The sequence below is a fragment of the Flavobacterium sp. genome (assembly GCF_043780635.1).
In the GTDB taxonomy this organism is placed as follows: Bacteria; Bacteroidota; Bacteroidia; order Flavobacteriales; family Flavobacteriaceae; genus Flavobacterium.
In genome coordinates this window covers 17,815-33,520 of the sequence record NZ_JAYWCK010000094.1, presented here as the reverse complement: position 1 = coordinate 33,520, position 15,706 = coordinate 17,815, and the positions used below count along the sequence as shown (strand labels likewise).

Sequence of the window (15,706 nt, the reverse complement as noted above, 5' to 3'; positions counted from 1 at the left end):
ATAAATCAGAAGCTTATTTTTTCCAAATTGAAGCATTTAACAATAACGGAATTGGTCCACGAACCGAAATAAAAAAATCAGAATAAAACAATTAAGCTTACTAATAGAATGAGAAAATTATATTTTTTAACAACTTTATTTTTTACAGGATTTACACTTTTTGCCCAAACTAATGACGAACAAATCCTCAAGGAAATATACAAATCTTCCTTAACCAATTCTCAATGTTATACTTGGCTAGACTATCTTTCAAATTCCATTGGAGCTCGATTATCAGGCTCAGCTAATGCCGAAAAAGCAGTTCAATATACAAAAGCACAATTGGAAACCTTGGGTTTTGACCGAGTGTATCTTCAGGAAGTGATGGTGCCAAAATGGGTTCGTGGACAAAAAGAAACGGCTTATATTTTGGACAATAAAACTAAAATTAACATTCCAGTTTGTGCATTAGGAAGTTCCATTGCCACACCAAAAGGCGGAATTACAGCCGAAGTAATCGAAGTGAATGGTATCAAGGAATTAGAAGCTTTGGGCGAAAAAATAAAAGGTAAAATCGTGTTTTTCAATCGACCGATGGAACAAGAAAATATCGAAACATTCAAGTCTTACGGAAGTTGTGTCGATCAAAGATTTGCGGGAGCGAAAGAAGCTTCAAAGTACGGTGCTGTGGCAACAATTGTGCGTTCGATGAATTTGCGATTAGATGATTTTCCGCATACAGGCAATCAAAGTTATGGTGACATCCCAAAATCGCAATACATTCCTGCTGCTGCAATCAGCACAAATGGAGCTGAATTATTGAGTAAATCCTTGAAAAATAATCCAAATTTAAAGTTCTACTTGAAACAATCTTGCCAGCAAATGGAAGACGTGCTTTCCTATAATGTCATTGGGGAAATAAAAGGAAGTGAGCATCCTGAAAACATTATGGTTGTTGGCGGTCACCTTGATTCTTGGGATCTTGCCGATGGTTCTCACGATGATGGAGCCGGAATTGTACAAAGTATGGAAGTGATGAATATCTTCAAAAATATTGGTTACAAACCAAAAAATACGCTGCGTGTTGTTCTTTTTATGAATGAAGAGAACGGGGGAAGAGGCGGAAAAAAATACGAAGAATTAGCTAAAACCAATAATGAAAGTCACATTTTTGCATTGGAAAGTGACTCGGGAGGCTTTTCTCCAAGAGGATTTTCGATAGAAAGTGACGATGCTAATTTTGCTAAAATCCTTTCTTGGAAAAACCTATTTGAACCTTATCTAATTCATAGTTTTGTAAAAGGCCATAGTGGATCTGACATTGAACCATTAACTTCTAAAGTAGTTGTAAAGGCAGGTTTGAAACCAGATTCACAACGCTATTTTGATTACCATCACGCTGCAAATGACAAATTTGATGCCATCAATAAAAGAGAACTGGAATTGGGAGCTGCCACTATGGCTGCTTTGATGTATTTAATTGATCAAAACGGAATTGTGAAAACAGAATTGAATTAATTATACACTTAGAGTTCAATCCCAATAGGATATAATAAATAGCGACTGTCATAATATTTTGTCTTGGAATAAAACCAAGTGTAAATTGCATTTGGGTCGTTAGCAAACAAAGTATCCTGCACCTTTTTTTGCTCAAATTCTTTTTGTAATTCAGGAGAATCTTCCAACATTTTTTTCATTGTAGGTTCCATAACGTAGGCCTCTATGTATTCTGTACGTTGAAAGATTTGGTCGAAAAACCCCCAACTTAAGTACGAATCAGGCGATTTAGGTTCCAGTAACAACATCGTTAAATCGCCCAAAGGCTGGTCAGTCGAAATGTAAACCGAACCCGCAGCGAAAACTTCCTTTCGAGTCTCTGGAACTGGAGTTCCTGTTACTTGCATATGGCCTTCAAACGGAAGTAGTTTCCCTCCATCATTTTGGAATTTAGCATCTTGAATACGATACATTTCTACGGTTACTTCTTTTGGCTCTTGTAGAATTTCCATTTGTATGCCGTGTAATTTTAGTCGTGCAATAACTTCATCACAAGTTGGTGGAACATAATATCCTTTTGGACGAGTAACAAAATCTATAGGTTCTGAGCCTTTAAAATTGGCAATCGTCATAGTGATTGGGTCACCAGTCCAGGTTACATAATCGGCATTAGTAAGAGATGATTTTAAAATATTTGATGATATTCCTAATAGTTTCAAACTATCGGGTGCTTTTGCTAAATTATTTTTCTTTACCGAATTGAATTGTGGGTCTAATGACATCGCATTTGCCATTTGTGGTACTTTCCATCTCATATTCATTTTCGATTCTCTGTTAGCTCTATCGGACAGCGTATTTTGTTTTAGTAATTGCCCATCAGAAGCCAATACTTTTAAGACACTTTCCAACAATACATAAGTTCCTAAGACTCTTTGTTTATACGGTTTTAAGGAATGCGTTTCTATGAGTACACTCGCCATATGCCTTAAGTCACCATAAGCATTTGAAAATCTTGGTTCACCAATTGTCAACAAATTACCTTGTGAAAAATCCCTGTCGTTTACCGGAGTTAATTGTTCTCCCGGAACATGACCATTGGATGCTAAATCTTTGTCAACATTGGTTTTAAACTTTGAAGTTAGCCAATTGGTAATGGATTTCGAATAGCCTTGATTTTCATATAATTCATAAGTAATATCGTTTTGATAATCGGCTCCATCGGTAACATGAATGTCCATATAAAGCAGAGGATCATATTCATTCATCACTTTAATCACGGCTCTTATTTCCTTGGTGTCAATTTTTGCATAATCCCTGTTGAGGTTTAAATTCTGAGAGTTGGTTCGCCATCCCATATTTTGTGGTCCTCTTTGATTGGGTCTGTTAAAAGACGAGCTGCGTTCATGACCATCTACATTCAGAATTGGAATAAATAATAAATTTACCTTGCCTAATAGCTGTTTTTTATTTCCGAAAGCAATATCACGAAGCAACATCATCCCGGCATCTTTACCATCTATTTCTCCCGAATGAATACCTGCCTGAACTAGTAATAGTGGTTTTCCTGATTTTTTTAATGCTGATGCAGTAACTGTTTTTTCTGAAGAAGCAATAACCATAAAAATGTCTCTTCCTTCTGGACTTTTCCCAATAGAAACGATGCTTAGTAATGGCGATGCATCAGCTAATTTTTTCAACCAGTTTATGGTTTCACTATAACTAGGTGTTGTACTAAAACCTGATTTTTCTGCTGGGGTTATCCAAGGATTATTGGGTTTAGCTATTAAAGATTCGCTTTTTCCGTGCCATTCTCGAATAGGAGGAAGGATGGATTGAGCAAATGTTGAGGATACAATTAAAAATAAAAGAGCTGCCATTTTAAATTGTAATTTGTTGTTCGAAATCATATAAGTTTATTTTTATTGAATTTTGAATTCTTCAGAATTAGGATATTTTCTTGAGCTTTTTTAGAAATAGGAAAAGTATGGAAAAAATTGAAATAAAAACGATAAAGCTTATCAATTCCTCTTTGGTCAAATTAGAAAGTAACCAAACAATAGCTATTGCAGCTAGTATTGGAACTAGAATACCTCCCGGAACCCGAAAAGAATTTTCGGAGGTTGAAGTATCATTTTTTCGCAGTTTTAATGTTGCCAGCATAACAGCTAGATAATTAATCAATGAAGAAGCGCTTGCAAGTATTGCTAATTGTTTGAATCCCCCGAATATGGAAAACAATAATCCAAATGAGGCATAAAAAAGTATAGCAGTATGGGGCGTTAAAAAACGAGGATGGATTTGAGCTAGAAACTTCGGAAAGAGTCCGTCTCTAGCACTTGCAAATAATACCCGCGGTACCGAAAGTAGTTCGCCTCCCAAACAACCCAACATAGAAATGGCGGTAGTGATTACAATTAATGTAACCCCTATTTTTCCAAAAACAATTGCTGAAACCGCTGCCAAAGGAGCGTCTTTATGTTCAGCTATTGTCTCACCTAAAACACCTTGGGTTACTACTTGAATTCCAATATATAAAATTAAAACCCCTGAAATTCCAAAAAATAATCCAAGTGGCACCGTCTTTTTGGGGTTTTTGATTTCACCTCCATTACATAGCGGAGTTTCTAAACCCATAAAAGCAAAGAATAAAAGTAAAGAGGCTGAGCCAATTGAACTAACGGTAGGCTCAATAGTCCAATTCAAATTTTGGGGAGAAACAAAATAAGAACCCACCAGAACTAATAGTACCAAAGGCAACAATTTTCCAAAGGCAGTAAATTCTACGAAACGAACCCCATTTTTTACATTTCGAATATTGAGCAATGCCAATCCTCCAAAAATGAGAATGAAAAATAGTACTCTATAAATTTCATTAGTAAGAAGTGGAAAAAAACTTTTTAAAGTATCAACTAATGCATTGGCAACTGCACCATCAGAGATAACGCTTGCACCAAGCCAATATAAATTACTTGACATAAATCCAGCATACGGACCAAAAGCAGACTCAATATATTCATACAATCCGCCGCTTACCGAAGTCTTACTACCCACTTCTGCAAAACAAAGGGCAATTAAAAAGATAAGAAATCCGCAAACCAAATAAGCTAAAATAGCTGCAGCTCCAAGGCTTTCGGCAATAAGGGCTGGAATAACAAAAATTCCGGTTCCTATAGTGATATTTATAATTGCTAACGAAAGGGAACGAACTCCAATTTCGCGGTTTAGATTTTCTTTTTCTGAAATTGGATTCATACTTTTTTTGAATTAGTTTTTAAAATGATTACGCAGAAACTATTTTTTAGGGAATTAAATTATTGTTTTCGAGTTGGTTGACTCTTAAAAGATGTTTTTCTGTTTTTATGAAAATAACGAGCATAAGCATAATGATGGCTGACCCTGTATAAACTAAAATAACATACTCCCATTCAACTAACGAGGTTTTTATTTCACCAAGATATCCGGCTCCTGCAGCTCTTCCTAAATTACCGATTGCCATATATAAGGTAAATTGTGTTGCCGAGATTCTTTTCCAACATAATTCCATGGCGGTTGCAAATATGGCAATTTGTAGAAAAGTGTATAAGGTATTATAAAAAAATATAAACCCTGGAATAAAGAACTGATTACTCCAATAGAACTTGAAGACAACTATTGCAACCGTTAAAACAATTAATAGAATGAGATAAATAGACATCATTCTTATTTTTCCAAAAAAATCAACCAATGCTCCACCAATAAACATGCCCAATAAACCTGCAGTGACATTTGCAATTGCCATAACTTGTGAAAAAGAGGAATCAGTCCATCCAATTTTTTGAATGGTAAATACAGGCAATAAAGAATCCATTAATCCACTTCCAATATTAACAAAAAAAACGGCTATCCCCATTATTAAGCTCGTTGGCAAAAAGAAAACCTTTATTAAGTTTTTGAAAATCATTTTTAAACTATTTACCTGCATTTCTTTTGATCTTTCACAAGCTTCTCCTTTGCTCCAAGGCATTATTTTTTCACCTATGTTTTCTCTTAGCATTAAAGGAATTACAAAAATACAGGCGACTATAAGTGCAAGAAAAACTGCTGCATAATGAAAACCGTAATTATTAATAATCCAGGTACACGTTACTAAAGAGAAGGAAATACCTATTGTTTTTGAGCCCCACATCAAGCCATTGGCTCTAGCTTGTTCATCAATAGGTACAATGTCAATGGCCATTCCATCTACTGCAACATCTTGAAATGCACCGAAAAAGCTAATAAAAAAACCAGCTGCCATAAGCAAGGAAAGATTGTTCAAAGGATCATTGATTAGTGATGCACTTAGCAAACTAATAACTAGTCCAAATTGCCCTAAAAGAATCCAAGGTCTTTTTCTTCCCATTGGCAAGAATGTATATCGATCCATTACAGGTGCAATAAGTATTTTAAAACTCCATGGAATTCCTATGATGCCTATAAAAGATCGAATTTCAGTTGGACTTTTCCCTTGCATGGCCATCCAGGCAGGAATTGCAAAAAATGTGAGACCTTCTGGAATACCTTGAGCGGCGTAAAGTGAAGAAAAGGTAAAATATCGTAACAAAGAACTTTCGGACAATGCACCTTTTCTGGTTTTTCTTAATGACAATATATCGGTTTGAAAACGATTTACTTTGGTTTGAAATTTATTCATAATTTGTAAAATTTATAAACTATTCAAATTAACTTTTGTCTTACCTTTTTAATCATTGAATATTTTGTTTAGGTCAATAAACAGAAATAGTCAAAAACACCATTGTAATTAAGGTTAGAATTATCACGAGAGGCCAAACAAATTTTAACCATTTATCAAATCCAATTTTTACGATTCCTAATGTTGCTAGTATCAACCCAGTTGGATTGATAAAACCAAATATACCCATTCCATACATGTAGGTATTTACTATTATTTCCCTGCCAATTCCAACTGTATCAGCCAATGGAGACATAATTGGCATTGAAAGTACCGCCATTCCAGAGGATGAAGGGATAAAGAATGATAAGCCATTATAAATGAAAAACATAGCATTTACAAACACTCCTTTATTCATTCCTTCGGTTATGGCACTAGTATTATAAAGTACGGTATCACTTATACATCCATCTTTCATAAGAATAGAGACACCTCGGGCAATGCCAATAATGAAGGCAACACCCAATAATTCTCCTGCTCCTTTTGAAAAAGCATTTACAAAGTCACTTTCGTTTATTTTGGCAACAATACCTATTAGTAAAGCACCAACTAAAAAGACGGAAGCCATCTCGGTAAACCACCAATCAAGTAGAGAAACGCCTATAACCATTATGATAAAGCTAGCTGTAAATAGGAATATTATGATTTTAAGCTTATAATTCAATTTTATAATCTTAGTTTCTGAAACACCACCAAATAAATTTTCCATTTCTTCTTTTTGGTCAAAAATTATTGATTTTGCAGCGTCATTCTTAACACGTTTTGCATAACGAAGAATATAAAGAATGGAAATTGTGGTACAAACACAAAACATCATCACTCTGCCATAAAGACCAGTTGTCCAACTAATACCGGCTGCATCTGAAGCGATGATAGCTGCAAATGGGTTAGTAGTGGAACACATAGTCCCAACGGATGAACCCAAGAAAACACAAGCTATTCCTACCATTGCATCATACTTTGCAGCAATAAAGACGGGGATTAAAATGGGTATAAAAGCTAATGTTTCTTCAGCGAAACCAAAAGTTGTTCCACCTAAAGCGACTAATGTTGTAGTGAGTATTATTAAAATATATTCTCTGCCTTTTAAAACACTTGACATCCATAAAATTCCTGCATCAAAGGCGCCGGTAAGATTCATAATGCCTATTAATCCACCAATGAAAAGAACTAGAAAGATAACATCCGATGCTTCAATTATACCCTTTATGGGAGATTGGACAAACTCAAAAAAACCTTGTGGATTGGCAGCTACTTTCTCATAGGTATCAGGAATGCTAATAGGTTTGTAAATAGCTCCGTTTGTAAAATTTTCGAGAGGGATTTTAATGTTAAGTTGGTCCAATGATTTTTGACTGGCAGGAATCAATCTTGTTTTTCCTTTGCTCAGTATGATGAAGGTGTTGTCTAATTTATTATAGGTTAAACTATCATATTTACCTGAGGGAATAACCCAGGTTAATAAAGCAACAAAAGCGGCTATCACCAATAAAATGGTTTGCGCAGAAGGAAATTTTCTTTTTTTCATACGATATTATTTTAAATTTAGTGACTCATTATAAACCAAATGTAACCGAATATTTTATTAGAATTGTTTGTTGATCTATCAAAGGTAAATTGGGAGTTGAGCTTAAACGATCTGTATTAAGAATCGTATTATATACAATATACAAATCAGTTCCTTCGCGAGGATTGTAGCGGAAACGCAAATTACTTCCAAAAGAATTACTGATGTCATCATACTGTCCTAGTAAATTTAGTGAAAGGGTATTAGACAATGTCATATTTAATTTTAGCGCAACCAGATTACTTCTATAAGTACTATCTCCATTATCTGAATAATTACTGGGAAAATTTACATTGTAGAAATTGTAATTAATGCTCAAACGGAAGTAGCGATTTAAAATGTAATTTGCTATCGGTGTAAACGAAAAGATTTTTCCACCATAAAAATCCCCGTAGCCTCCTGAAACCTGTGCTGTAAAACTTTTAGATTCATCATAATAAAAATTAATATTGTTAGAATTCATATTGTAATAAGCCGTGGGAACAGTTATGTGGTCATCTAATTTCCAATTTGAAAATAAGAAATCTTCTTTGTAATTAAGTAGTGTTATATCAAGATTAGATCCTTTTTGCCAAGAAAGTCCTGCTCCTATATTTGCCAATTTGGTTTCAGTTAATTTTGATTGAAGTTTCCAGCGATATTCAAAATTTGAATCTATGTACCAAAAGTTAAGCGATTTCGATTTAGTGATTCTTTCCCTTTTTTTAGCGTTAATTGAGGTAAGCCCATAGTCCGTTTCGCTAATAAAACCCATTGCCGGATTAAAATTCGTGCCTACATCTTCGAAATTAAAACGGTACGAATAGCCTTCGCTCACATTTTTTCCGGCAAATAAATTGAATAAACTATTTTTACCAAGACTTTGATCTACATTGCTGTCATAAGTTAGCCCAGTTCCAAAACCTGTAACCCATTTGTCATTAAAATGATGAATAGCATCTATGGCGAATGTCTGATTTGAAATGGAATTGGAACTTGTAGAAATTCGATTTGTGGCTATTCCTCCAAAATAACTGCCAAAACTGCCGTAATATTTCCTTAATCGCGCAACGGTAAAATTTTGGGCAAGAATGCTTTCAGATTTGACATCTGTGGTTTGCATATTTAATGCACCTACCTCCCAGCCGTTTTGTTTACCAGTGATTCGCAATCCACCAATAATAGGAACAATAGTATTATTTTCTGAACCAATGGTTCGAGAATTGAATAATTGTGTGCTATTACCAACTGAATAGTTTAAATAGTTTTGAGATTCAAGAAAAAAAGCTCTTTTCTCAGGCAAGTTTACAGGGTATTTGCTAAGATTAATAACACGGTCATCAGCTTCGGCTTGTGCGAAATCAGTATTTAATGTCAGGTTAAGCGTAAAATTTTTTGTAATTCCATATTTCAAATCTGCCCCTACATTGCTGAGTATTTTGTCAAGAGTTTCGTTTTCGACATAATACTTTCTGGTAAAACTGCTATTTGCAGTTTCATAAGCTGTCCCAGCAGAATTTAGATTACTTACTTGTCTAAAGTCACCAATAATATAGGGAGTAAAATAAATGGGCTTCTTTGTTTTTAGATCTGAAAACACAAGTTCAGCTTCCTGACTTGCATTGGTAACTTTATTGTTTAATGTAATATCACATCGAGGATAGGTTATTAATTCGTTTTTCCTTTTTATTATTCTTGCAAAGCGAAATCCCATTACTGTTTTTTCTTTTTGTTCAAATCGCAATGATGAAAAAGGAATTCTGAACTCAGTGGTATAACCAGTAGAATCAACAACCGAGTTTGTATCCCAAAAAGTATTGTAATTTTCATTAAAACCTTCTCCGTTGCTGGAAACTTCAGCATCAAAACGTGCGGATAAAGTATTTGTTACAAAGATTACTCCATTACTTTTGTCATTGTAAGTATCAAGTTGCACAGAAATCCCATCATCATTGCCAAGGCTAAAATCCCTATTCATAAAAAAGCGAACTATTTTAGGAGGATCGCTATCAAAGCTATGAATTCCCACATACAAGTAATTATCATCATACAGCATTCGAGCTTCTGTTTTTTCGGTTGGGTTTGCTCCTGATGTTGGACCTATTTGCATAAAATCAGTAAGAGGAAAGGCAAGTTGCCATTCACTTTCGGTTAGTTTTCCGTCTAATGTAATTTCGCTTGAAATTCTTATAGGTTGGTATTGCTGCAGTTGCTGTGCTTTTACAATAGTAAAAAACAAAAGCATTAAAATAAAACAGATTTTCGTTCGGGTAGTTTTTAACATACTTTGTAACAATTGATAAATTTTAATTGGCAATTTCGTTATTAAGTTACAAATAACTAATTCGCCATTTTTTATAGGATTTTAATTAAACCCAACTTTTCCTTTTACAGATTCAAATAGTTTCTTTGAATTATAACCCACACCAGATTTGAAAACAAACTGCACTTTGCGAATATCACTAATATTTTTGGAAGGATCGCCATCAATAATCATCAAATCAGCTAATTTACCAATTTCAATAGTTCCAATGGTTTGTTCAAAACCTATGCTTTGGCTCCATTAAGTGTGGCAATTTTTATAGCTTCTAATGGTGTGAATCCATCAGCTTCAACCAATAATTCTATGGCGCGCCAAGTTCCATAACCAGCTAATATTCCACCGTTGCCTGTTGGGTCAGTACCTACAGTTAGCAAGCCTCCCATTTTATAAAACATTTTTTCCATTTTAGCATTATTTGCGAAAGCTTTATCATAATCCCAGAGTGTTTTTGCTGATTTTATTGCCGCAAAATTCTTCAAATAATAATCTCTTGTCTCTGGCGACATGGCATTGAGTGCATCTTCATTTGGCTTGGGTTGTGTTGTAGTGTTTCCTTCAAAAACAGCTAATGAAGAAGTTATACCCACTTTTTTATCAATCAAGAATTTCATAAAATTCTTTGTGTTTTCACTTTCGATATCAATAGAACCTAATGATTGATAGGCTTTTCCACTTGCTGGTTTTTCGTTCTCATTTTTATCAGCTACAAAATCTGTGCAGGCCATGAATCCGTGTTCCAAATTATCAATCCCCAATTCAGCTGCCTCTTGGTAAGTAACCATATCTAAATGCCCCGTAATTTTTAACTTTCGTTTGTGTGCTGCATCAATTGCCGCCTTTAAAGTAGGTTTGTCAACACCAATATACGCTTTAAAAGAAGTGAAGCCTTGATCTGCCCAATAGTTTACAAAAGCTGCAGCTTCGTCTGGTGTTTTATTTTCTTTCATTTGAGGAAAGCGAGAAGATTTCCCCTCAATATAAGGAGCGGTTAATTCGATAGAAGGTCCGGGAAGCAAACCCAAATCAATATCTTTTTTTATTCGAATATCTGAATAAGGTTCAATGCTTCCGCACGTTCTAATAGTTGTTGCACCTGATGCTAAATACATCTTTGGAAAACTCATGGGCAATTGTCTTAAATTTGGATATTTGGGTTCCTTGGAACTAGCTGAAATATACATATGTTCATGCAACATTACCAAGCCTGGCATAATTGCTTTTCCATTTAAATCAATGATGTTTGCACCTTTGGGTAAATTTGCTTTGGCATCATCGCCCAGCCATTCGATTTTGCCGTTTTTGATAATAATGGTTTGTTTGGGTTTTGAAGCATCGCCTTTTCCATCAATCAATAAACCGTTTTTTAAAACAATAACAGGATCATTATATTCAATATACTTTTTTGTTTCATCGCTGAGTTGTATTTGCGAAAATATAGGAGTTGAAAAAAGGAGAGTTAGGATAATAGAAAGTGTCGTGTTTTTCATGATGCCTTTTTTTAATTATGTTTTATAAGTGTTGAGTGTAAGTGATTAACTTTCCATTGTTTTTTTGTTTGGATAAAATTACTGTTTCCAACCACTGTTTTGTTACTTCTTTACCATCCTTTGCTATTATAGAACTTAGCCTGTATGTGAGCCAAGCAGTAGTTTTTCTGTTTTGGTATTGATAAAATAAAAAGTATTGCTTCGCTTAAAATCTGTAGCCGTATTTTGTGTAATTGCTTTGCTAATTATGGTGTCCAAATTCCAAATCTCCCCATATTCGTAGAATGTAATATCTGTTTTACAGTAGGTTTTCAATCTAGCAGAATCTCTCACAGATAAGGCTTCAAACATATTTATTACAGTCTCCTGAACTTTTTGCTGGTCTTTAGTTATAATCTGTTGTGCCTTTATCATGGTTGAAGAAGCAAGTAAAATAATTAGCAGAGTTATTTTTTTCATGATTTTTTAAAAAAGTTAAAGATGTTTTTTTACAAATAACTCAACCACCATTTTTCTTTGTGAGATTGTTTATAAGTGTCAAATTTTTTACACAATGGATACAATAAAACAATGATACTAATCCAAATAATATAAACTGTAATCAGATTAAATCCATATCCTTTTAAGGCTTCGACTCTGGTAATAAATGTTGGAAGAACCAATGCTTGCCAACCAAATCCTGTAAATCTAGCGGCGAAAGCAGCCAAAATATGGATGAGATAAATATGGATGATATAATAGAAAAAAGGAACTCTACCGAATACGCAAAAGAAATTGACCAGTTTGCCCTTTAGTTTTTCGGCATTTGCCAAAAAAAGGAATGTTCCGCTTAATGTGATTAGTAGAAAAAGTAGGGAAGGTGGATATTTATTCACATTAAAAATTGACATCAACGTTTTAGTTGTAAAACCGTAGTTTGTCCATTGAACTGGATCACCATATTCATTTATTGCAATAAGAATAAAGAAAAGTGCAATGCTACCAAATCCTAAACTATTTAATATTTTTTTTCTTTTTTCGGCATTGAATGACGTGTCATAAAGCGAACCAAAGCAATATCCCAAGGACATTACTGCAATCCAAGGGAATAAAGAGTAAGCAGTGCGAAAATAATGTCCTTGAGTCCATTCAAAAAGTTTGACTTCGTGAAGTATAGCCCATAAAATATTGCCTTCGAAATGAATATTATCTAATAAATTGTGTCCAAAAATAATCAGAATGCTAAACACCAAAATCAGCCTTTTTGGAAGATGAACTAGTCCAGCTAAAACAATCATACTGATACCCAAAGACCATATTACTTGTAAGCCAATATGTCTAAAATGAATATCAAATTTCCATCCAAAAGAGATAATAATTATTTCAACAAAAACCAACCAAAGCCCCCGTTTCACTAAAAAACTTGATAATTCTGATGGTGATTTGCGTTTCCCAATCATAAACGCAGAAAGTCCTGCTAAAAAACTAAAAGCAGGCGCACAAAAATGGGTTATGAAACGTGTGAAGAAAATAGGCAATGTAGTTTGCGTTGGATCCGTTGGATCAAAAAAGAAAGCCGAATAATGAAAATAATCTCTTGTATGATCAAGTGCCATAATTACCATTACCGACCCTTTTAAAAGGTCGATTGATTCTATTCTGTTTTTAGTAATTGAACTCATATTTTGATTTTATGTTTTTTATAAATAACTCAACCACCATTTCTCTTTGTGAGATTGTTTATAGATATCAAATTTTTTACAAAATGGGTAAAGGAAAAGAATAATTCCAATCCAAACTGCATAAACTACCCAAAGACTAAATCCATATCCTTTTAATCCAGGTACTTCGGATACCCAAGCTGGCAAAATCATAATTTCCCAACCAAATCCCGAAAGTTCAGCAAATAACATCGCAACAAGATGAATGACATAAATATGAATTATGTAATAGAAAAAAGGAACTCTCCCAAATGTGCTAAAGAAGTCAACTAATTTTCCTTTTAGTTTTTCAGCATTTGCCAAAAAAAGGAATGTTCCTCCCAATGTCATTAATAAATACAATAAAGATGGTGGATATTTTGAAGGATTTAAAAACGAAATCAAATCTTTTGTTAAAGGCCCATAATATTTCCAAGGAATTGGGTCACCATAACGATTTATGAAGCGTATGATTACGAATAAAATAATAGCTGAAATACCTAAGAGATTGAACAACTTTTTTCTTTTAACGCTGTCGTAAGATTTATCATAAAAAGATCCAAAATAAAAACCTAATGACATAACTGCAATCCAAGGAATTATAGGGTATCCAACAAGAAAATTAGCATCACCGGACAGTTTAAAAAACGAAAATTCGTGAAGTATAGCCCACAAAACATTACCATCATAATGAACCGTATCCAAAAGATTGTGACCAAAAATAAGAAGACAACTAAAAAGTAAAATAAATTTCTGTGGAAGATGAATCAATCCCGCCAAAGCAATCATACTGATTCCTAAAGACCAAATAACAAGTAAACCAGGACTTCTAAATTGAACATCAAAATACCATGAAAAATTTACAATTGTCATTTCAATAAAAACTAACCAAAGTCCCCTTTTTACCAGAAAACTAGACAATTCAGTTTTAGATTTTCTTCTTCCCACCATAAAAGCTGAAAGTCCAGCCAGAAAACTAAAAGCAGGCGCACAAAAATGGGTTATAAATCGTGTGAAGAAAATAGGCAGTGTACTTTGTGTTGGATCCGTTGGATCAAAAAAGTATGCGGAGTAGTGAAAATAATCTCTTGTATGGTCAAGTGCCATAATTACCATCACTAAACCTTTTAAAAGGTCAATGGATTCTATTCTGTTTTTAGTAATTGATGTCATATTTTAGTTTTATGTTTTTTCACTAGTGTCCACTATAAATTAAAATAAGTTCTTTGAAATTATTGTAAATCTGTATTTTAAGTATCATTTTAGAGCGTGACGATTTGAAATGAATCCATTATGTTCGTAAATTAACTTTACGAATATGAATCACGGAAAATATGTCTTTTCTCAATTAGTTGAATTTCTGCCACAACGTGTTTTTGATAGACTTGTTACAAAGTATAATGGCAATAAAAATGTTAGACATTTTACTTGTTGGAATCAGCTTTTATGTATGATTTTCGGTCAATTATCTTCTCGTGATAACTTGAGAGATTTGATAATTGTTATTGAAGCGCATCAATCAAAATCTTATCATTTAGGTTTTGGAAAAAATGTAACACGAAGCAATTTATCCAAGGCAAATGAGAATCGCAATTATAAGATATTTGAAGACTTTGCCAATCATTTAATATTGATTGCTCAAGAAAAAAACAGCAATGATAGTTTTGAAATAAAAGGCAACATTTATGCTTTTGATTCTTCGACTATTGATTTGTGTTTGAGTGTATTTTGGTGGGCTCATTTTAGAAAAACCAAAGCGGGAATTAAACTCCACACACTTTTTGATATTAACACACAAATCCCTGTATTTATTCACATTACCGAGGCAAATATTCACGATGTTAATGCAATGGATATTATCAATTACGAACGTTTTGCTTATTATATTTTTGACCGTGCTTATGTTGATTACGTAAGGCTTAATCGAATTACAAAATCGCAAGCTTATTTTGTTGTTAGAGCAAAATCAAATTTAAAATTCAAAAGAATGTATTCCAAAAAGACGGATAAATCTACGGGAGTTATTTATGACCAAACAGGGAAAATAGATGGCTTTTATACTTCAAAAGATTATCCATAAAAAATAAGAAAAGTGAAGTTCTTTGATGCTGAAAACAAAAAAATGTTAATCTTTTTGACGAACAATTTTGATTTATCAGCTCAACAAATCGCCTTACTTTATAAACAGCGTTGGCAGATTGAATTATTCTTCAAATGGATTAAACAACATTTAAAAGTTAAGACCTTTTGGGGAACAACAGAAAATGCTGTTCGCATACAAATAAACATCGCAATAATAACTTATTGCTTGGTGTCAATCATTGCGAAAGAATTAAAAATCAATCGTTCAATCTACGAAATTTTACAAATTTTATCAGCATCATTACTCGACAAAACACCTGTAAATGAATTACTTATGAAATCAGATTACAATAATGTCAATGAACATATTACTAACCAGCTGGTTTTCAACTTATTTTAAGT

Annotated in this window: 10 protein-coding genes and 1 pseudogene; 2 read left to right on the top strand and 9 right to left on the bottom strand. The window is 33.7% G+C overall.

Annotated features, from left to right (window positions below):
• Positions 1 to 108: 108 nt before the first annotated feature.
• Positions 109 to 1,497 carry a M28 family peptidase gene (locus ACH2BV_RS08965; RefSeq protein ID WP_395050386.1) on the top strand — a complete coding sequence of 463 codons (1,389 nt, stop codon included), beginning with the start codon at positions 109 to 111 and terminating at the stop codon, positions 1,495 to 1,497.
• An 8-nt stretch (positions 1,498 to 1,505) separates the two neighbouring features.
• Here ACH2BV_RS08965 and ACH2BV_RS08960 read toward each other — a convergent pair whose 3' ends face one another.
• From ACH2BV_RS08960 to ACH2BV_RS08920, 9 genes are all read right to left on the bottom strand, one after another.
• Positions 1,506 to 3,383 (bottom strand): M14 family metallopeptidase, encoded by a 1,878-nt coding sequence (locus tag ACH2BV_RS08960; protein WP_395050385.1) that lies wholly within the window; start codon positions 3,381 to 3,383, stop codon positions 1,506 to 1,508.
• A 37-nt stretch (positions 3,384 to 3,420) separates the two neighbouring features.
• Entirely contained in the window at positions 3,421 to 4,728 is a 1,308-nt protein-coding gene (locus ACH2BV_RS08955; RefSeq protein WP_395050384.1) for an APC family permease, read from the bottom strand.
• A gap of 46 nt (positions 4,729 to 4,774) precedes the next feature.
• Positions 4,775 to 6,148, bottom strand: coding sequence for an MFS transporter (locus ACH2BV_RS08950; RefSeq protein WP_395050383.1), 1,374 nt, complete (start codon positions 6,146 to 6,148; stop codon positions 4,775 to 4,777).
• 73 nt (positions 6,149 to 6,221) lie between these two features.
• A complete protein-coding gene (locus ACH2BV_RS08945) occupies positions 6,222 to 7,715 on the bottom strand; it encodes a YfcC family protein (RefSeq protein ID WP_395050382.1) in 1,494 nt (497 codons plus the stop codon).
• Between the two features lie 28 nt (positions 7,716 to 7,743).
• Complete coding sequence (locus ACH2BV_RS08940) at positions 7,744 to 10,017, bottom strand: DUF5916 domain-containing protein (RefSeq protein WP_395050381.1); 2,274 nt, start codon at positions 10,015 to 10,017, stop codon at positions 7,744 to 7,746.
• A gap of 263 nt (positions 10,018 to 10,280) precedes the next feature.
• Positions 10,281 to 11,543 carry a hypothetical protein gene (locus ACH2BV_RS08935; protein ID WP_395050380.1) on the bottom strand — a complete coding sequence of 421 codons (1,263 nt, stop codon included), beginning with the start codon at positions 11,541 to 11,543 and terminating at the stop codon, positions 10,281 to 10,283.
• A gap of 135 nt (positions 11,544 to 11,678) precedes the next feature.
• On the bottom strand, positions 11,679 to 12,002 hold the full coding sequence (locus tag ACH2BV_RS08930; RefSeq protein ID WP_395050379.1) for a hypothetical protein: 324 nt from the start codon (positions 12,000 to 12,002) through the stop codon (positions 11,679 to 11,681).
• Positions 12,003 to 12,031: 29 nt separating this feature from the next.
• Positions 12,032 to 13,204: a DUF1624 domain-containing protein gene (locus ACH2BV_RS08925; protein WP_395050378.1), complete on the bottom strand. Its 1,173-nt coding sequence runs from the start codon at positions 13,202 to 13,204 to the stop codon at positions 12,032 to 12,034.
• A gap of 18 nt (positions 13,205 to 13,222) precedes the next feature.
• Positions 13,223 to 14,395 (bottom strand): DUF1624 domain-containing protein, encoded by a 1,173-nt coding sequence (locus tag ACH2BV_RS08920; protein ID WP_395050377.1) that lies wholly within the window; start codon positions 14,393 to 14,395, stop codon positions 13,223 to 13,225.
• Positions 14,396 to 14,540: 145 nt separating this feature from the next.
• Here ACH2BV_RS08920 and ACH2BV_RS08915 point away from each other — a divergent pair.
• Positions 14,541 to 15,704 (top strand): annotated as a pseudogene (locus ACH2BV_RS08915) (IS4 family transposase).
• The last annotated feature ends 2 nt before the right edge of the window (positions 15,705 to 15,706 follow it).

What these genes read in the sequence shown, in the direction of transcription:
- ACH2BV_RS08940 (WP_395050381.1), bottom strand. Translation starts at nt 10,017, where the DNA reads ATGTTAAAAACTACCCGAACGAAAATCTGTTTTATTTTAATGCTTTTG.
- ACH2BV_RS08935 (WP_395050380.1), bottom strand. Translation starts at nt 11,543, where the DNA reads ATGAAAAACACGACACTTTCTATTATCCTAACTCTCCTTTTTTCAACT.
- ACH2BV_RS08955 (WP_395050384.1), bottom strand. Translation starts at nt 4,728, where the DNA reads ATGAATCCAATTTCAGAAAAAGAAAATCTAAACCGCGAAATTGGAGTT.
- ACH2BV_RS08965 (WP_395050386.1), top strand. Translation starts at nt 109, where the DNA reads ATGAGAAAATTATATTTTTTAACAACTTTATTTTTTACAGGATTTACA.
- ACH2BV_RS08920 (WP_395050377.1), bottom strand. Translation starts at nt 14,395, where the DNA reads ATGACATCAATTACTAAAAACAGAATAGAATCCATTGACCTTTTAAAA.
- ACH2BV_RS08950 (WP_395050383.1), bottom strand. Translation starts at nt 6,148, where the DNA reads ATGAATAAATTTCAAACCAAAGTAAATCGTTTTCAAACCGATATATTG.
- ACH2BV_RS08930 (WP_395050379.1), bottom strand. Translation starts at nt 12,002, where the DNA reads ATGAAAAAAATAACTCTGCTAATTATTTTACTTGCTTCTTCAACCATG.
- ACH2BV_RS08945 (WP_395050382.1), bottom strand. Translation starts at nt 7,715, where the DNA reads ATGAAAAAAAGAAAATTTCCTTCTGCGCAAACCATTTTATTGGTGATA.
- ACH2BV_RS08960 (WP_395050385.1), bottom strand. Translation starts at nt 3,383, where the DNA reads ATGATTTCGAACAACAAATTACAATTTAAAATGGCAGCTCTTTTATTT.
- ACH2BV_RS08925 (WP_395050378.1), bottom strand. Translation starts at nt 13,204, where the DNA reads ATGAGTTCAATTACTAAAAACAGAATAGAATCAATCGACCTTTTAAAA.